General features: G+C 40.9%; 12 protein-coding genes. 10 read left to right on the forward strand and 2 right to left on the reverse strand.

The genetic code is table 11. The annotated features are described in order from the left end of the window. Window positions 1-565 precede the first annotated feature (565 nt). The 3 genes from HPK16_RS04450 (at window position 566) to HPK16_RS04460 (ending at window position 6,173) form a co-directional block, all read left to right on the forward strand. On the forward strand, window positions 566-1,039 hold the full coding sequence (locus HPK16_RS04450) for a hypothetical protein (protein ID WP_181675808.1): 474 nt from the start codon (window positions 566-568) through the stop codon (window positions 1,037-1,039). 165 nt (window positions 1,040-1,204) lie between these two features. After that, window positions 1,205-3,334 (forward strand): immunoglobulin-like domain-containing protein, encoded by a 2,130-nt coding sequence (locus HPK16_RS04455; protein ID WP_181675809.1) that lies wholly within the window; start codon window positions 1,205-1,207, stop codon window positions 3,332-3,334. A 181-nt stretch (window positions 3,335-3,515) separates the two neighbouring features. After that, window positions 3,516-6,173: an immunoglobulin-like domain-containing protein gene (locus HPK16_RS04460; protein WP_181675810.1), complete on the forward strand. Its 2,658-nt coding sequence runs from the start codon at window positions 3,516-3,518 to the stop codon at window positions 6,171-6,173. A 237-nt stretch (window positions 6,174-6,410) separates the two neighbouring features. On the opposite strand, the gene HPK16_RS04465 is transcribed toward HPK16_RS04460, so the two are convergent. Next, on the reverse strand, window positions 6,411-7,226 hold the full coding sequence (locus tag HPK16_RS04465; RefSeq protein ID WP_181675811.1) for a hypothetical protein: 816 nt from the start codon (window positions 7,224-7,226) through the stop codon (window positions 6,411-6,413). Between the two features lie 398 nt (window positions 7,227-7,624). On the opposite strand from HPK16_RS04465, the gene HPK16_RS04470 reads away from it, so the two are divergent. Both HPK16_RS04470 and HPK16_RS04475 read left to right on the forward strand, forming a co-directional pair. Continuing rightward, window positions 7,625-8,359 carry a WxL domain-containing protein gene (locus HPK16_RS04470; RefSeq protein WP_181675812.1) on the forward strand — a complete coding sequence of 245 codons (735 nt, stop codon included), beginning with the start codon at window positions 7,625-7,627 and terminating at the stop codon, window positions 8,357-8,359. 67 nt (window positions 8,360-8,426) lie between these two features. Beyond that, window positions 8,427-11,066, forward strand: coding sequence for an immunoglobulin-like domain-containing protein (locus HPK16_RS04475; RefSeq protein WP_181675813.1), 2,640 nt, complete (start codon window positions 8,427-8,429; stop codon window positions 11,064-11,066). 100 nt (window positions 11,067-11,166) lie between these two features. On the opposite strand, the gene HPK16_RS04480 is transcribed toward HPK16_RS04475, so the two are convergent. Then, a complete protein-coding gene (locus HPK16_RS04480) occupies window positions 11,167-11,592 on the reverse strand; it encodes a hypothetical protein (protein WP_181675814.1) in 426 nt (141 codons plus the stop codon). A gap of 232 nt (window positions 11,593-11,824) precedes the next feature. Between HPK16_RS04480 and HPK16_RS04485 the strand changes: the two genes are divergently transcribed. The 5 genes from HPK16_RS04485 to HPK16_RS04505 all read left to right on the forward strand — a co-directional run bounded on the left by HPK16_RS04485 (window position 11,825) and on the right by HPK16_RS04505 (window position 19,629). Continuing rightward, window positions 11,825-13,327 carry an AcpB/EbpR/MafR family transcriptional regulator gene (locus tag HPK16_RS04485; RefSeq protein WP_181675815.1) on the forward strand — a complete coding sequence of 501 codons (1,503 nt, stop codon included), beginning with the start codon at window positions 11,825-11,827 and terminating at the stop codon, window positions 13,325-13,327. Window positions 13,328-13,508: 181 nt separating this feature from the next. Beyond that, a complete protein-coding gene (locus HPK16_RS04490) occupies window positions 13,509-14,168 on the forward strand; it encodes a Crp/Fnr family transcriptional regulator (RefSeq protein WP_181675816.1) in 660 nt (219 codons plus the stop codon). A 392-nt stretch (window positions 14,169-14,560) separates the two neighbouring features. Further along, entirely contained in the window at window positions 14,561-16,834 is a 2,274-nt protein-coding gene (locus tag HPK16_RS04495; RefSeq protein ID WP_181675817.1) for an Ig-like domain-containing protein, read from the forward strand. Window positions 16,835-17,125: 291 nt separating this feature from the next. Continuing rightward, a complete protein-coding gene (locus HPK16_RS04500) occupies window positions 17,126-17,785 on the forward strand; it encodes a cyclic nucleotide-binding domain-containing protein (protein WP_181675818.1) in 660 nt (219 codons plus the stop codon). Window positions 17,786-17,898: 113 nt separating this feature from the next. Further along, the gene (locus HPK16_RS04505) at window positions 17,899-19,629 is read left to right on the forward strand and encodes an Ig-like domain-containing protein (RefSeq protein ID WP_181675819.1); all 1,731 of its coding nucleotides are present in this window, start codon (window positions 17,899-17,901) and stop codon (window positions 19,627-19,629) included. The last annotated feature ends 63 nt before the right edge of the window (window positions 19,630-19,692 follow it).

A 19,692-nucleotide genomic window follows, 5' to 3' on the forward strand; every position in this document is an offset into this window, starting at 1 on the left:
AATAACAAGTAATAGATATAATTATTGTTCGGATAAAAAAAGTTTTTATCATAAATAGAGTCATAATCGTTCATGTTTAATTTTATCGGAAACAGAGATGTTCTTGAAAATTATTTGCAAGAACTATAATAAGATATGCAAGATGCACCGGTTTTTCACAAGCTTAACTTAGTGATGGCAATGAAATTATTCAAATCTTAATCAGCGGGTCGTGGGTTCGATCCCCTCGCCACCAATCTTAGAGCCTCAATGGAGGTTACATCTGTTAAGTTTTTTTGCACGAGAATTTGCTTGATGCTCCTCAAAGTTCAAATGTGTAAAAAAGACGAAATGAGTTAGAAATATGTCTTTTTATTGAACATGGGCCATCCTTTCTAAAAAAATACATAAAAAAGGACATCTGGAAATAGATATGATTAGGATTTGGATATACAATTAGTACAGGAATTCACAAAATGCTTGTTTACCGACAATTCTAAATCGAAGCAAGTAATATTTTGATTGAAAGATGGTATTTTTTTATTAAGTTTTTGAATTATAAAGTATTGGGAGGATGGATTTACAAATGAAAAAGAGAAGTTGGGCGATTATTTTATTGGTGTTGTGTTTTAGTGTTGCAGGGGTATTGACGGGGTGTTCCTCACAAAACGACGTGAAGACTGACGATGGTAAGGGGAACAAGACAACGGTTAAGAAGGATGGCACAGTCAAAACGGAGACATCTGATGGAGCGTCTGGGACCGTGAATAAAGATGGTAGTGTTTCCGCTGATGATGGTAACGGAAACAAGGCGACAGTTGATAAAGATGGCAATGTTCAAACATCCGATGGCGCATCGCAAACCGTGAATAAAGACGGCAGCACGACAACAGACGATGGAAATGGAAACAAGGTAACCGTGAATAAAGATGGCAGCGTCAAAACCGAAGCCACTGACGGGAGCTCGACAACGGTGAACAAAGATGGCAGTGTTACCACGGATGATGGTAAAGGCACTGTTGTGACTGTTGATAAGGATGGAAAAGTGATAGAGAAGTGATGTAATTAATGATGGAAGAATCGATTCGTTGAGAATGGTTCTTCTTTTTTGTTATGCAAAAAATTTTGTGACTACTAACAATGTTTTCCCATACTCCCAGGCCCCTAAAATCTTATATACTGTAAAAGTAATCAAAACGAGCGATTAATAAAGGAGGAAATCATGATGAAAGCAACTTTTCTAAAAATCGGGTTGGTTGCCTTGATGACATGTTCCCTGCTACCGAGTTTTGGTGGAGGCGTGAATTCAGAAGCGCATGCTGAGGTGGCGCAAATGGAAATTCATGAACCTGAGACAAAAATTGAAGTGATTTCAATGGAGAATTCGAGTTTTGAAAATCCTGTCGTAACGGACCCGTTAGGCTGGCATACGTATGATGCATCTCAAGTTCCGGGCTGGCATACTACTGCTAGTGATAATTTAATAGAAATTCAAACAAGTAAATTGACTACGCCTCAAAATGGTAGTCAATATGCCGAGCTAAATGCCTATAAGGTAGGAGCTTTATATCAAGACATTGAAACAACGCCAGGTGCTAAAATCAGATGGAAAGTATCTCATCGTGGTGTCAGAGGTGTGGATACAGCTTCACTGAAATTCGGAGCGCCGGGTGATTTGAAGCAAGTCGCAACACTTCAAACGGATAACACAGCTTGGAAAACTTACTCAGGCACTTACACAGTACCAGAAGGTCAAACAACAACGCGATTTCAATTTGAATCTATTTCTTCTGCTGGCGGTGTACCGGATGTGGGAAATCTTTTAGACAATATGACTTTTGCTACACAGTCTTTCATCACAGTAGATGCTACTGCACCAACGTCAATCAAGCAAAATCAAACTGGAACCTACACATTCACTGCGAAAAATGAAGGCGGTATGGCGTCTCAAGATACGACGTTGACTATCCCGATTCCAGAAGAAGTAGATTATCAACCGGATAGCGTGACTGTCGATGGCGTACCGATAAACGCAACATATGATAGTGGAACTAGGACGTTAAGTGTTCCATTAGCTAACATAGAAAAAGATGCTTCCAAAGTTGTTAAATTCGATGTGAAAGGCATGACTGTTGCGGATGCGATTTCGACGCAAGCCACTGTGACGCACCAAGACGAGGACTTCACCGACACGACGTATACGAACTATTCACAAGAAGTGGAAACGAGTGTTTTGCCAAATACGGTGCCAGTTCTGACTGCCACGGATCAGGTGCTTGCTGCGAACGATGTATTTGATCCGAAACAAGGTGTGACAGCGACGGATGCTGAGGATGGCGATTTGACAGACGCTGTGGTTGTGACGGCAAATGATGTCGATACAACGAAATCTGGTACGTACCATGTGACTTATTCGGTAACGGATTCGGACGGAAATGAAGTAACGAAGACGATAACCGTGACGGTACAAGAGCCGCCTATCATTACGGGAGAGGCAAACACACGACTAAATCCAGATAGTACGTTCGATCCGATGTCTACGATTCAAGCAACGGATGCCGAAGATGGTGACCTCACCGACCAGGTGGTGATTACGAGCAATGATGTCGATACAAGCAAACCTGGGACGTATCAAGTGGTATATAGCGTGACGGATAGTGACGCTAATACGACAGAATTCACACGGAGTGTTGTTGTAACGGAGGTACCTGTCATTACGGGTGCGACAGACGTTACATTGCAATTAGGAGAATCATTTGACCCGATGGAAGGCGTTTATGCGGCAGATAAAGAAGACGGCGACCTGACTAGTAAATTACAGGTGGGTGGAACGATCGATGTGAATCAAGCTGGTGTCTATGGTTTGTCCTATTCAGTTAGTGATTCGGACGGGAATACAGGTTTTACTACTCGAATAGTTACCGTGCACGACAATACCATTTTCGAATTTAATGAAGCGCCGGAAGATTTAGCTTTTGAAACGACAGAAATTCGGGATGAAGAGGTCAATATTGCTCGTGAAAATCCAGATTGGAACCTCGAAGTGAAAGATACGCGCAATAATGGTAACCCGTGGGAAGTAACGGCGATGGTAAACGGTCCTTTTATCGATTTAGATGATCCTGATGGAAAAAAATTGCATAATGCATTGACATATACAGACGGCACGACGGAGACGCGTTTGCTAGATAATCAAGCGTTTGTGATTGGTGAAGGTGTGTCGGATGAAGATGAAGTAACTACCATCCAATCCCCAGAAGAAGAAGGGTTGCATATGAAAGTCAATCCGACTGGTGTGAAAGCTGGCGATCATTATCAAACGAGTATTACATGGTCTCTGAACGATACACCTTAATTGAAACAACCCTAACATGGACATTATCAGATACACCAGCTTGATTATAACCATGTTTTGATATAGATATTTTAGCAAGTGAGGCGAATATAACGTAAGGCAGCAATAATTGTCTCTTTCTGTTTACAAAGTAGGAAACCATGGAAAATTTTTATAAAAAAACAAAGCGAGGTATTTATATATGGAAAACAAAAAATCAGTGTGGAATAAAGGAATTCGTGTAACGTCAGCAGCAGTATTAATTGGAGGCATGGTATTATCTTCGGATGCGATCGCGAACTTAGGTTCTGAAAAAGTACAAGCAGCGACTGCGACGCCTGCACCAAAAGCTGCTGGAGACGTAATTGCATTAGAGAATGGTGATTTTGAAAACCCTGTTGTGAACAATGCAGCTCATTATAACCAATTTAATCAGTCACAAGTTCCCGGATGGTATACGACGGCGGCAGATGGACAAATGGATGTTCTTGCCGATGGATTCAATGACGCTGGAAGGGATCCTGTGACAACAACGCCCAGTGGCAGGCAGTGGGTAGAACTTAATGCAAATCTGGTAGGAGCTTTATATCAAGATATACCTACCACTCCGGGTACTAAAGTGCGCTGGCAAGCTATGCATAAAGGACGGCTAGGAACGGATACAGCAATCGTTGAATTTGGAGCACCTGGATCTACCATGGAACAACAAGCAGAAATGGTGGATGGAGTTCCGGAATGGGGCTTATATAAAGGAAGCTATATCATTCCAGAAGGCCAAACGACTACTCGCTTTCAATTCCGTTCGGTAAGTTCAGCAGGTGGGAATCAAGGGGCAGGGAACTATTTAGATAATGTTCAATTTGCTACTCCATCTGTATTAGATGTAAATAGTTCTTTCTCTGCACCCAGCACGAAGATAAAGCAAGCCGTCAATTACAATGTTCATGTAAGTAACGTAGGTGGGATGCCATCTGCTAATAACACAGTAACGGTTAAAATTCCGAAAGAACTGTCGTATACAGTAGGTAGCCTTACTTCTGCCAACACGACAGTATCCAATGAACAATACGATGAAGCGACCGGTACGTTGACATTTACAATCGATCGTTTATTGAAAGACAGCGCAGCAGATATCACGATTCCACTTACTGGTGCAGAAGGCACACCAGCGGCAACGCCAGAAACAAGCATGACATATAATGATGAGAATTTTGAAGAAGATGTGTACACAGCAGACGGTACGGATGCTTCGGTAGCGGTCACTTCCAATGACGCTCCTGTGTTGACAGGCGAAGAGACGACACTGCTTAACCCAGGCAATACATTCGATCCAATGAGTGGCATGAAAGCAACGGATACGGAAGATGGTGATCTGACAAGCCAAATTCAAGTGCTGACGAACAATGTGGATACGACAAAACCAGGTACGTATGAAGTCACATACGAGGTAACCGATAGCGACGGGAACAAAGCGACATTTACCCGCGCTGTTGTCATGACAGAAGCTCCGACTTTAACTGGTGAAGCAACAACAACATTGAATCCAAATAGCGATTTTGACCCGATGGCGACCATGCAAGCGGCAGATGCCGAAGATGGCGATATTACGGACCAAATTAAAGTGGTCAGCAATCCTGTGGACACAGCTAAACCGGGTAGCTACACAGTAACGTATGAAGTCGTCGATGCTGGTGGCAACAAAGCAACGTTCACGCGTACCATCATTGTGACAGCAGCACCAGTGATTGCTGGGCAAGACACGATTACCTTACAACCGGGAGCAACGTTTGACCCAATGGTTGGGATGGAAGCGACAGATGAAGAAGACGGAGACGTTGCGGCGAACATTACCGTGGTGCAAAATGATGTCGATACTTCGAAATCTGGTAGCTACAAAGTAATTTATGAAGTAACCGACAAAGACGGCAACAAAACGACTTTCACAAGCACGGTCATCGTGGAAGGCGCGCCAGTATTTAGCGGGGCAGCTGATGTCAAAGTACAACCAGACGCAACATTCGACCCAATGCAAGACATCAAAGCGACGGATACAGAAGATGGCGACCTAACGTCCGGCATCAAAGTCACGAAAAATGACGTCAATACAAGTAAGGCAGGAGCGTATGAAGTCACGTACGAAGTAACAGACAGCAAAGGAAACAAAACGACCTTCACACGTACCGTAACCGTTCCAAATGTCCCTACTTTTAACATAGATGATACGATCAAAGTCAATCCAGATGGTACGTATGACCCAATGGATGGCATCGAAGTTACCGATGAAGAAGATGGCGATTTGTCCGACCAAGTGCGCATTATCTCGAATAATGTCGATGTCAACACGCCAGGACACTATGAAGTCGTTTACGAAGTGACAGATTCAGATGGCAATAAAACACGCTTTACACGTACAGTTGTGATTACAGCCAAACCAGTTATTAGTGGAGAGAAAGAAATCAGCATCGCACAAGGTAGTATTTTTGATCCGATGGTTGGTATGTCCGCAACAGACAATGAAGACGGCGAATTAACGGGCGATATCAAAGTCATTTCCAACCCCGTTCAAGCTGGCGTTCCAGGCGAATATCTAGTGACCTACCAAGTAACAGATACCGACGGAAACACGACAACCTTTACACGCAAAGTGATTGTGAAAGGTTCTATCGTCAAAATGACACCACAACCGATCACACCAGCGGCATTAACGGTGTCGGCACCAACACCAACGAAAACAACGGCGAAAGTAGAGAAGAAATCGAAAGCGCACTTACCTCGTACAGGTGATACAGCAGAGAAAGGCATTCTGTTAGGCGCATTACTATCAGTTGCGAGCTTATTATTACTAAGACGCAAAAAATAAGGACCAGAGAAGAAAATTGTAATGTAGTTGATTACAATGAGGTCGTACTTTTGCTAGGACTCGTGTAAAAAATTCTAGTTTTAGGCAAGTTGAATCAGCAACATATTCTAATAGGAACAAATAAAACCAGAAGATTTTCATCCCGTTAAGGAGAAAGTCTTCTGGTTTTTCCAAGTGTCATTCTTAACAGAGGAAATCCGCGTTTCCTAGCGAGCCCTCGTTAATATTTACATAAAACTATCGAATTGGTTCTTCTGGGACCACAAGGGGTACTTCATAGTAGTCCTCGCCACCTGGCCCATAGACGGTTGCGATGACGCTAGTTCCAGGCTCGAGTTTCGTCCGAAATTGAACTGTTCCGTTTCCGGCATCATCTGCATAGTCTTTTACATGGTCACCTCCTTCTGTATCGAAACTAATGAGAGTCACTGGAATAGCATTACTAAATGTGATGGTTGTTTTACCAATGGCGCTAGTTCCGAATGTAAACGTAAGTGGTAACTCAGTCGGAATAACTGTGATAGAAGTTTTTGCACCATTTGAACCTAGAAGAGGCAAGTCGATTGGCGCATCCGCAGCAACCGCCTCGAAGTCATATGAGCCAGCTGGGATGTTGATTGTGCTACTTAAATGATAGGTTGCTTTTTGACCGATGGCGATGTTTAACAGATTAAAAGGAATACGTCCGGAAACAATTCCTGTCACTGGATCGACCCTCAGCGTTGTTATAACACCTGTTCTATTTCCAAGTAAAGTCGGCACACTATAATCGATTTTCAAAGAGTTGGCTACCGTTGGATCAGATAGTAGCGCTTTGAGATTATCATCCACTTTAAAGCCAACATATTGCGATGTCAAAAGTGAAATTTCAAGCCCCGTCTGCCCCGTTAACGTTAAGTCGAGCTGTTGATTTGTGTAATCAGATGTCAACGTACTGTTTTTCAGCAAGCTAACACTCGCCGCTTTCGAATTAGTACTAAACACCGAAACCCCTACTAATAAAACTAACAAAAAGAGTAATCCTAAGAAGCTTTTTTTCTTCACAATCGTCATTACATTTCCCCCTCAATCTAATTGAAATCATGTTACTTGGTTAAAATACCCTAGCTTTTTTGAGATGAAACAGAATTTTGAAATAATAATGAAAGGAAATTATTTGTAATAAAAGTGTAATATTTTTAACATTTTTTCGAATTGGTGAAGTGTTAACTAGAAGGCATCAACTTATAGGCTGTTTATTTCTTCTTCATACGTACGAATGTGAAATTTTAGTGTTAATAACTACAATTTTCAATAGCACAGCCCCTCATAATTCTTATATACTGTAAAAGTAATCAAAACAAATAGAGTACTTCCAACGAAGCCATCTATCCCCAAACGCCCATGGAATAGTAAAAGTGTCTCATCCGGTAGCCTCAACAAACCGGTGCACTTCAAAGGAGAGTATTATTTTGAAATTAGGTAAAAAAACGATTCTTGCAGTGGTAACTTTGTCAACAGCATTTACAACAGCTTTCGCGATTCCGAGTAACGCCGCAGAAGTAGGTTCGCTCAATTCTAATAGTACGGTTCAATTCGAAGTACAAGATGGTTCGGTGACAAATCCACCGGTCAATCCGTTAGACCCGAATAAACCGGTTGATCCAGGAACAACTGACCCAGGAACAAGTGGCCCGCTAAGCATTGATTATGTCTCGTCGTTTGATTTTGGCACACAAGTCATTTCCGGTGAAACACAAACGTACAACGCGAAATTAGATAGTATGACAGTGGATGGCACAGCGACAGACGTTCCGAATAACGTCCAAGTAACAGATAATCGTGGTAGCAACAGCGGTTGGGAATTGACAGTAGCACAAAATGGCCAATTACAAGATGGTACGGCTCGTGCGCTAGAAGGCGCGGAGGTTAAGATTAACAATGCGACGGCTGTAACAAGAAGCGATTCTACAATAACAGCACCGACAGTAGCAAGTTCGATTACATTAAATCCAGACGGCACATCAGCAATGGTCATGAATGCCGAAGCAGATCAAGGAATGGGTCATTGGGTAGATAACTTTGGCGCAGATAACACAGAAGCAGCAGATGCCGTGACCTTAACAGTACCAGGTGCGACAGCGAAATATGCCGATTCCGCGTACGAAACAACCCTAACATGGACATTATCAGATACACCAGCTTGATTATAAACATGTTTTGACATAAATTTTAGAAGAAACAATAAAAAAACAAAGCGAGGTATTTATATAAATGGAAACTAAAAAAACAGTGTGGAATAAAGGATTACGAGTAACGTCAGCAGCGGTATTAATCGGAGGAATGGTATTATCCTCAGATGCGATTGCAAATTTAAGCCCTGAAAAAGTACAAGCGGCGACTGCAACACCAGCACCACAAGCTGCTGGAGACGTAATTGCCTTGGTAAATGGAGATTTTGAAAACCCGAGAATAACAACGAATGAAGGCTATGGTTTGTTCGATGCGTCACTTGTTCCAGGATGGGAAACCTCGGCTTCTGATAATTTAATTGAGGTTCAAAATAAAGACTCTTATAATTATGTAGCTCCTTCTGGAAGTCAGTGGGGTGAATTAAATGGTAGTGAAGTATCTGCCCTGTATCAAGATATTCCAACGACGCCTGGTGTTAAGGTGCGGTGGCAAGTGTATCACCGAGGTGCGCTAGGAGTAGACACAGCCGTTGTTGAATTCGGCGCTCCGGGTGGGACTATGGTGCAACAAGCCGAAATGGCGGATGGTAATACGGAATGGGGACTTTATACAGGATCGTATACGATACCGGCTGGGCAAACGACTACTCGTTTTCAGTTCCGCTCATTAGGTGCGTCTGGTGGAAATGCTTACAATGGGAATATGTTGGATGATATTCAATTCGCTACACCATCCGTTTTAGATGTAGCAGGTAGTTTCTCTGCAAGTAGTACGAAGTTAAAACAAAATGTAGACTATAATGTTCATGTAAGTAACGTAGGTGGAATGCCATCTGCTAATAACACAGTAACGGTTAAAATTCCGAAAGAACTAGTGTACACAGTAGGTAGTCTGACTTCTGCCAACACGACTATATCCAATGAACAATACGATGCAGCCACAGGAACGTTGACATTTACGGTCGATCGTTTAGTGAAAGATGCCAGCACAGACATTACAATTCCACTTACTGGTGCAGAAGGTACACCAGCGGCAACGCCAGAAACAAGCATGACATATAATGATGAGAATTTTGAGGATGAAACGTATACAGCAGACGGTACGGATGCATCAGTAGAGGTTACTTCCAATGACGCGCCTGTATTGACAGGCGAAGACACGACACTGCTTAACCCAGGCAATACGTTTGACCCGATGAGTGGTATGAAAGCAACGGATACGGAAGATGGCGATCTGACCAGCCAAATTCAAGTGCTGACGAACAATGTGGATACGACAAAACCAGGCACGTATGAAGTCACATACGAAGTGACAGATAGTGACGGAAATAAAGCGACATTTACACGCGCTGTTGTCATGACAGAAGCTCCGACTTTAACTGGTGAAGCAACAACAACATTGAATCCAAATAGCGATTTTGACCCGATGGCGACGATGCAAGCGGCAGATGCCGAAGATGGTGATATTACGGACCAAATTAAAGTGGTCAGCAATCCAGTGGACACGAGTAAACCGGGTAGCTACACGGTAACGTATGAAGTCGTCGATGCTGGTGGCAACAAAGCGACATTCACGCGTACTATCATTGTGACAGCAGCACCAGTGATTGCTGGGCAAGACACGATTACCTTACAACCGGGAGCGACGTTTGACCCAATGGTTGGGATGGAAGCGACAGATGAAGAAGACGGAGACGTTGCGGCTAACATTACCGTGGTGCAAAATGATGTCGATACTTCGAAATCTGGTAGCTACAAAGTAATTTATGAAGTAACCGACAAAGACGGCAACAAAACGACTTTCACAAGCACGGTCATCGTGGAAGGCGCGCCTGTATTTAGCGGGGCAGCTGATGTCAAAGTACAACCAGACGCAACATTCGATCCAATGCAAGATATCAAAGCGACAGATACAGAAGATGGCGACCTAACTGCAAGCATCAAAGTCACGAAAAATGACGTCAATACAAGTAAGGCAGGAGCGTATGAAGTCACGTACGAAGTAACAGACAGCAAAGGAAACAAAACGACCTTCACACGTACCGTAACCGTTCCAAATGTCCCTACTTTTAACATAGATGATATGATTAAAGTCAATCCTGATGGGACGTATGACCCGATGGAAGGCATTGAAGTAACCGATGAAGAAGATGGCGATTTGTCCGACCAAGTGCGCATTATCTCGAATAATGTCGACGTCAACACGCCAGGACACTATGAAGTGGTCTATGAAGTCACCGATTCAGATGGCAATAAAACACGTTTCACACGCACGGTTATTATTACAGCTCCACCAGTGATTAGTGGCGATGATGAAATAACAATCGCACAAGGTAGCGTATTTGATCCGATGATTGGCATGTCCGCTACAGATACGGAAGACGGCAATTTGACAGGAGATATCAAAGTTATTTCCAATCCAGTTCAAGCTAGCGTTCCAGGCGAATATCTGGTGACCTACCAAGTAACAGATACAGATGGCAATGTTAGCACGTTTACGCGAAAAGTAATCGTGAAAGGTTCTATTGTCAAAATGACAGCACAACCAATCACACCGGCAGCATTAACCGTTTCCGCACCAACACCAACGAAAACGACGGCGAAAGTAGAGAAGAAATCGAAAGCGCACTTACCGCGTACTGGTGATACAGCAGAGAAAGGCATTCTGTTAGGAGCATTACTATCGATTGCGAGCTTGTTCCTACTAAGACGCAAAAAATAAGGACCAAATAGCAAAAGAGGAATCCAGTGAAGTCAGCTGGATTCCTCTTTTTGAAGTTTCTAGAAAAGAATATGGCGCACGTGTAAAGATGAAAAGTATATTATTTCATATAACCGGCGATTAAATCTTGTTCTGCTTGTATTTCTATTTTTCGTAGAAGTAAGGTGTATTTATTTAAAGCCGTTCTGGAGCAGTCGAAGTTATGTTGTTCGAGTTGTTGAAAAAGAAATTCTAATACAGCTGTAAACACGAGATGGAAATGATGTACCATTTCGAGTAGTGACGTCCCAATGTCTTTTCGGTCTTCTCCAACATCTTGAAAGAGAGAAGTATTCATGAATTGTTTTTCTATTTGTTGATGGGTCATGTGAAAAAGTTGGGTGATTTCTTCTGTTTGAGCACCAAGAAAGCCATCGTATTCCTTCCGCATCGCATATTCTTGGGAGTTTGTGTAGTACGCAGAGACCCAATAGCGCACAATGTTGTCTACATTCTGTTCGACATATTGAAAAATTCGTTGAACCATTTCGACACCTCATTTTCTGAATAATCCCATTTCTCGCCTCTTTCATTATAGTAGGAAAGCCGATGAAAAGATAGAGGATATGGATAATGTTCACAAAAATGTCGGAATTCTTAAGGTTTTATGGTATCGAGATACATTTTAGTAGTATAGCAAGACTTTTTTTTGAAGGCTAAGAACTAGTTTTTGGGGTATATATAGTTTAAAGATAAGACTGTATAGGAGTGAGAGGCATATGTTATTTAGAAATCGAATTGAAGAGCTTTTTTTACGGACAGAAGATTTGCGGTTGTTGGAATTGACGGAGTATTTGAATGCGAAAGATGATTGGGTTCCGGCGAAAGTGATTGCGGATCATTTAGAGTGCTCTACTCAAACTGTGTATATTTATGTTGAAAAATTAGAACAGCTTATTGAACATGAAAAGTGGCCACTAGAAGTAGAAGTATTCAAGAGTAAGGGTGTACGTTTGAGGGCGGAAAATGTTTTTTATATAGGGACGGTTCGCCAAACGTTAATTAAATCGGCAGTTATATTTAAGTTTTTTAGCGCGTGTTTTCATGAGACATACCACAACTCATTGACGGCTTTTGCAGACGAGAATTATGTGAGCGTGCCGTCTATTAACAGCTATTTGACAGAATTTCAGGATAAGATTGAGCCTTATGGGGTGAAAGTGGATAGGGTGAACTTTAAATTAATTGGTGATGAAAATGATATTCGTCATTTTGCGGTGATTATTTATTGGGGTTGTTCTATTGGGATTGAATGGCCGTTTGTTGGCGTAACGCGTGATTCGCTGATGAGTTATATAGAAGAATATCAGCAGATTTTCGACATCGAGTATCATAATGTGGCGCGTGAGAAGTTGTTGCAGCGATTAGCGATAGTTCGCATCAGGACGAATAAAAAACATTTTATTACAGATTCCACAAAATTAGATGAACTTGTTCACGACCATCCTTACTATCATAAAGTAGCGGAAGTACATCGTGATTTCTTTTCAATGCTTAGCGGGGAGAACCGCCAGCTCGAAAGTATGTATTTGTTCGCTTTATTTCAGACATTTCCATTCTTTGAAGATAATTCTTCCTATGTCAATGCGAATATTTTGTTTCATCGAATGAATAATACGGCGAGTTGGCAAATGACGAATCGCTTTGTGGAAGGTTTTGTAGAAACGTATCCGATGGAAGAACATTTGATTCGGACATCAGGCGTTTTGGGCTATTTGTTATTTTTACAGACGCGGCTACTTATGTATCCTGCTGTTCAGCCCAATTACCATAGTAAGGAATTCGCGATTCTACAAAAGGACTATCCGCTGTTTATGAAAAATATCAGTGGGATTGTTGAAAAAATGTATGTTGCACAAGGGGAAAGCGTACCGAGTAATAAAACAGCATTTTTTCTTCAACGGGTGGCGCACTTATTGACGGCGGTTGCTTCGATGCGTAAATATGAGCCACGTGTGTATGTCCTGGTTTTATCGCAGGATAACCAAATTTTTGAGAATTCATATGAAGTGATATTAGCGCAGAGTTTTAATTATAATTTCTTTTTCTTGGATAAATTAGAGAAACACCATGAGTACGATTTGATTATTTCAGATTCGTATTATCCCGAGGTAGAAGACGCAAAGAAGCTGATCTACTGGTCACCAGCCTACGATAATGCGACGTGGAAGCAGTTGGATAATAAGTTAGCAGCTGTTAGGGATGCGAAATTGGAAGGCTAAAATAGCAGTTAAGAAAGTTCACGATAGCGTTGGAAATTTGATTTATCCAGCCCTATTGTGAATTTTTTCGCATATATTGTTCACAAAATCCACAAATAAAGTGTTATTTTTTGCGTACCACGTCCAGAAAAGTAAAAGAAGCCATGGTAATATAATTCAAGTACACAAAAGGAGAGTGAAAATGAATATAGATACAGGTATGGGGTTGTTAGCGGAACTTCATGACATGGTGCTAGAGCTTGATAAAAATAAACCTACAGAAGAAGCAGTGCAGCATATCGAACTCACAAAAAATAAAAGAATGACCATTGAGCAAATGAAAGAGAATTTCTTTGTTATTACATCAGGTTTTGTACAGGTTGAATGTGGGGACGGGAACATCGTAGACTTCTTACGAGTAGGAGATATCATGTGTGCAGAGTTAGTACAGAATCATAAAGATAAAGATTGGCTACCAGACTACAAGATGTTGACAGAGTGCAAGTTCATCCAGATTGATCGGAAATATTTTTTGCGATTTTCTACACTCAAGCCATCATTTATGGAACTGCTTTTACAAGTCATGACAAACAAATTAATGTACGTATTTAATGACAGCCGAAAGTATGACTTATCTGTAGAAGAGCGTTTTGATTTCTCATTGTTAGAGTTGGGGCGTTGCTTTGGTGGGAATAATCAGCAGTACCATCGCATTATCCCAACGTTTATTAATAAGCAAAAAATTGCTAGCTTTAGTAAAACTTCCAGAAAATACACAGCCCGACGCTTACAAGACTTAGAACAAATGGGTAATATCGAAATCATCGATAAAGGCATCCTCATTCGAAAATTAGATTTTTAATATATTGTATAAAATTTCTTTAATCAATAATGTTCACAAAATAAACAAAAAAAACCGCTTCTTATGAGAACGACGCCCAAATGGCAATTTGAATCCATGCTAATATAATAAAGTAGCAAATAATTAATACAAAGAAATTGAAATTAATTATAGATTACAGAAAATCATACATCTTGATTTATTGAATCGTAATATTTAGAATAAAAAGAACATTAAAGGAGGTGGCGCTCGAAAGTAAGTTTACGAGGAATTAATTACTTGTCGAGAACGTACTAAGTACCATATATACTATAGTGACAAGGGTGTATGGATAGGGGCAATAACTATATACTCCAACATCAAATCGCAAAAAAATAAAATGCCGAAAAGGCGAAAAAAAGGAGAAAAATAAATTGAATAAAAAGAAATTAGTAAATAAAGTAATGGTAGTAGCGGCAGCAAGCGCTATTACACTAACAAGCCTAGCAGGACCAGTAAATGTATTTGCACAAGAGGCGGTAGCCTCTTCTCCACTATTTACCCTAACCTCACCTATCGATGTTCAGCTAGTTGGGCAAACCACTATAAGACCAGGAGCTAGTTCGTACACGGTTAATGTGCGAACTCAAAATGATAATGGAGATTGGGTACCTTACGCTGGGTTAGAGCTATTAGCTATTAGTTCTTCTTCCGAATCATGGAAACATGATGACCAAGCTGTGGTGACTGATGCGAATGGTAACGCTACAGTACAATTACCAAATGGTCAAGTATTTGCAAATAATGATACTACTGGTATTGTTGTGAATAATACAAACTTAGGATTAGCTTCGTATATTGTACAACGCGATTCGAGTGTGTCTCCCCCGACAATCATGCCTATAACAAGTTCTGACACGAAGGTCACAGGCTGGTGGGGTGGCTATGAGATGGGAGATAGAGTTGAAATGCGAACGATGGACGATCCAACAATTCGTTATGCTAACGTCATTACGAAGGGTGGGAGTTACACTTACAATTTAACATCAACTTTTGCGCCTGGAACTGTAGTAATGGTTAGAGTGCGAGATATTTATGGTAAATATAGTGAATTTAATACAAGGATTGTAACGAAAAGCGAAACAGCAGCACCATTTGCGCCAACGTTAAATCCGCTTACTAACATGGATACTGTGATAACTGGAAACGGTGAAGCTGACGCAGATGTGAAAGTCACATTGCCAAACGGTTTCAATGTAACGGGCAGAACGGATGGCTCAGGTGCTTTCTCGGTTACTATTCCGAAACAAAAAGAAGGCGATAAAGTCCAAGTAACGCTTACAGATGATTTCGGGAATGTAGGCGCAACAGCAGAGGTTACTGTAACGGACGCAATGGGTCCAGTAGCGCCAATTGTGAACCCAGTACTAGTTGGTGAAACAACTCTAACAGGTAAAACAGAAGCCAATGCAACAGTGGAAATCACATTGCCAGACGGTGCTTACAAAACAATCACAGCAGAAGCAGATGGTTCCTTCACAACATCTATCCCGGCACAAGAAGCAGGCGCTATTATTAAAGTAGTAGCAACAGATGTGAATGGCAACAAAGGCGCAGAAGCAACAGTCGTAGTAGGAGACTCTGCATTAGAAGCTCCAGTACTAAATAACATCACGAACCTAGACACAACAATCACAGGTAAAGGTGCTGATGGCGCCACTGTAACAGTTACAGCAAACGGTGTAGATTACACAGCGACAGTAGCAAACGGCGTATTCAGCGTTACCGTTCCAAAACAAACAGCAGGTACAACAGTAACAGCGACACAAACAAAAAATGGCGTAACAAGCGAAATGGCATCAAAAGTAGTTACAGACGGTTCTACAGCACCAGGTAAAGTAACACTAGATCCAATGGATAATCACAAAACAGCGCTAACAGGTAAAGGAACACCAGGACTAACAGCGGAAACAACGATCGCTGGTAAAACATATACAGCTAAAATCGATGCGTCAGGTCATTTCAGTATCACAATCCCAAAACAAAAAGCAGATACAATCATCAGTGTACATGAAGTGAACGAAACAGGCGTAAAAGGTACAGACACAAAAGTGAAAGTATACAACCACATCCCATCATTAACATCAGGTAAAATCGTCGTGAACGATGTCTACCCAGAACAACAAGCAATTACTGGTACAGCACCAGCAGATGCAGAATTAGTGCGCCTAGTAGTTAACGGCGTTGCACAACGTAACGTTCAAGTAGTAGACGGTGAATTCTCAATCTACAGCCGTTTTGTAACAGATTCAACAGGTAAATCGGTTCGTCTGAAAGCGGGAGACGTAGTAGAAGTGGATTATGGTAATAAAACACCAGCGAATCAAGTAGCGAAAACAATCGTTATTAAAGAAATCGTGAAACCAACAATCAATGCAACAGCAGCAAAAGCAGAACACATCACAGGTAGCGTGCCAGTTGGAACACAAACATTACGTTTAATCGTAAACGGTGTAGCGCAACGCGTTATCACACCAACAATCACAACAGGTGGCGGCATCAATGCAGACGGTACATTCAGCTTCTACAGCCGTTTTGTAAAAGACGCACAAGGTAACAGCGTTCGTCTGCAAGCAGGCGATGTTATTACTATCGATTACGGTGTACAAGTTTCTGGCGACACAGCATCAAGTATCACGGTTAAATAACTAATATTGTATAATCATTGTACAAACGTACTTTGGAAATAGCTTGAATGGGGATGGGTTGGTTTTTAATCAATTCATCCTCATTTTTATGAACTAGAAAAAACATAACTACTAACCATAGTTCTTAATATAAAATGTGACCTGTAATAGATTACAATTGTTTTATGGAAGTTACCTACACATTGATTGTTCACAAAATACACAAATAATGATACTAGTTTTGAGAACGAAGTCCAAATGCAGTATTTAATCTATGCTATTATGAAGGCATAGGGAAGAGGAGTTGAAAATATGAACTTATATCAAGATAGACGGCTATTTGCAGATGTCCTTAATATGATAGATGATCTTAATAAGAACAAGGTTTCAGCAAAAGCAGTTCAAGAAATTCAGCTCGAAAAAAATGAAATACTAGATTTGAATCAAGTAAAGGAAAGCATGTTTGTTATTTTATCTGGTGTCATTCAGACAGAGTGTGATAATGGGAACATTGTTGACTTTAGCAGTGAAGGCGAACTACTCTTTGCAGAGCCGATTCAAAATGATAAGCAAGAAGAATGGATTCCGAGTTATAAGACTATTACTAAATCAAGATTAGTGAAAATTGACAAAGAGTATTTTTTGAATTTTGCGTCTATAAAACCTTCTTATATGGAATTAATACTAAAGATGACGACTATCAAATTAATGTACGTATTTAATGACAGTAGGAAATATAATTTAACCGTGGAAGAACGCTTTGATTTTTCATTAGCTGAGCTTGGACAGTGCTTAGGTGTGAAAGAGGATGAGGATAGATATGTACTGCCAACCTACATTAATAAACACAAAATTGCTAGTTTCAGCAAAACATCTAGAAAATATACAGCGCAAAGACTTTCTGTATTAGAGAGCGAAGGAAACATCAATGTAGAAAAAAATAAAATACAGCTACACGCTTTGAATTTTTAATGGATGCTACGGGAAAGAGGTGATGTTTGCAATCATATAGCTGATACGCAGTAGTCTGAAGAAAGAGTATTATATATTAATAAAATAAGGTCATTTAAAAAAGGAGAAATAGATTGAATAAGAAATTAGTAAGTAATGTAACAACACTAGCAGCTATTGGGATAATTACCCTGAGTAGCTCAGTAGGATCAGTAAACGTATTTGCGAAAGAACAAACACAAGTGGCGACAACGCAGTCAGAAAGAGCATTAGAGAAATTACCACTACCATATTTAACTGCACCGCTCACCACAGAAACAACAATTATTAGTGGAGATGCCAATTATGTGGATCCAATATTGATGTTAACTCTAGGGATTCCAAATATAGGGAATATTCATTTGTATGGAGGAGGAGCATTTGAGTATAAACTGGATGAACCATTGCCAGCCTATACCCAAATCACACTCCAAACGCTTATAAATGATACTGATAATCCAGCATACAGTTCTAGGGTTACTGCAATAGTACAACAAGCTAAAATAAGCGTAAATGAAGTCTCAGATGCGGACAAAGTGGTCTCTGGGGTCGGATATGCTAATCAAGTAGCTAAAGTTGTGACTCCTGATGGTTCTTCATACACCGGCACAACTGGGGCTGATGGTAAATATACTGTTCAGATTCCAAGGCAAAAAGCTGGAGCTATCTTAAGCGTCACTTCAACTGATAGAGCTGGATATGTAGATACAAAACAAGTAACTGTAGTAGATAGACTAGGGCCAGATGAACCAGAATTGAATGTGGCGAATGCAACCGATAAGGTAATAACAGGGAAGGCAGAAGCAAATTCCAAAATTGAAATTACCATCACTAGAACAGATGAAAGTGGTGTAGTTCAGACAGCAACTGCAAAAGGCACAACAGATGCAGATGGAATTTTCTCAATACCAACACTTGAATTAGCAGAAGGCGATGTTATCACTGCCACTGCAACAGATGCAGCAGGCTATGAAAGTGTAGAGGCAGAAATGACAGTTATATCTGCTGTCCAGCCAAGCGATGTAACGCTAAACGCAGTTGACAATGGAGCTACTACAATCACAGGTACTGGAACACCAGGATTAACAGCAGAAACAACACTAGGTGGTACAAAATACACTGCAGTTATTGATACAGAGGGTAATTACAGTATTACAATTCCAAAACAAAAAGCTGACACACTTGTGAAAGTTCACGAAACAAACAAAGCTGGCGTATCAGGACCTGACGCACAAGTGAAAGTCTATAACCACATTCCTCAAACCGGTGTAATCACAATCAATGATATTGTTCCAGGACAACAAGCAATCACAGGTAAAGTACCAGCAGATGCAGAGTTAGTAAGACTTGTCGTTAACGGCGTTGCACAACGAAATATGCAATCAGTCAATGGCGAATATAACATCTACAGCCGTTTCGTAACTGATAAAGATGGCAAGTTAGTTCGTCTAAAAGCAGGCGATGTTGTACAAGTTGATTACGGTACAAGAACACCAGCAAACATGATTGTTAAAACAACAGTGAAAGCAACAATCGTGAAACCAACTGTTGATCCAGTAACAGCAAAAGCAGAAAACGTAACTGGTAAAGTGCCAGAAGGAACACAAACAGTTCGTCTAACAGTGAATGGTATTGCGCAACGTGTTATCACACCAAACATCACAACAGGTGGTGGCATCAATGCAGATGGTACGTATAGTTTCTACACTCGTTTTGTAAAAGATGCGGATGGTAACAGCGTTCGTCTACAAGCAGGAGATGTTGTAGCAGTCGATTACGGCGTGCAAATCCCTGGTGATACAGCAACAAGCGTAACAGTTAAGTAATTGTAGTTTACCGTATTTAGAGAGAGTCGTAGTACTTTCTCTAAATATTTGTTCTAGAAAGCG

Origin of the sequence: Paenilisteria rustica (assembly GCF_013820765.1) — a bacterium.
In the GTDB taxonomy this organism is placed as follows: Bacteria; Bacillota; Bacilli; order Lactobacillales; family Listeriaceae; genus Listeria_A; species Listeria_A rustica.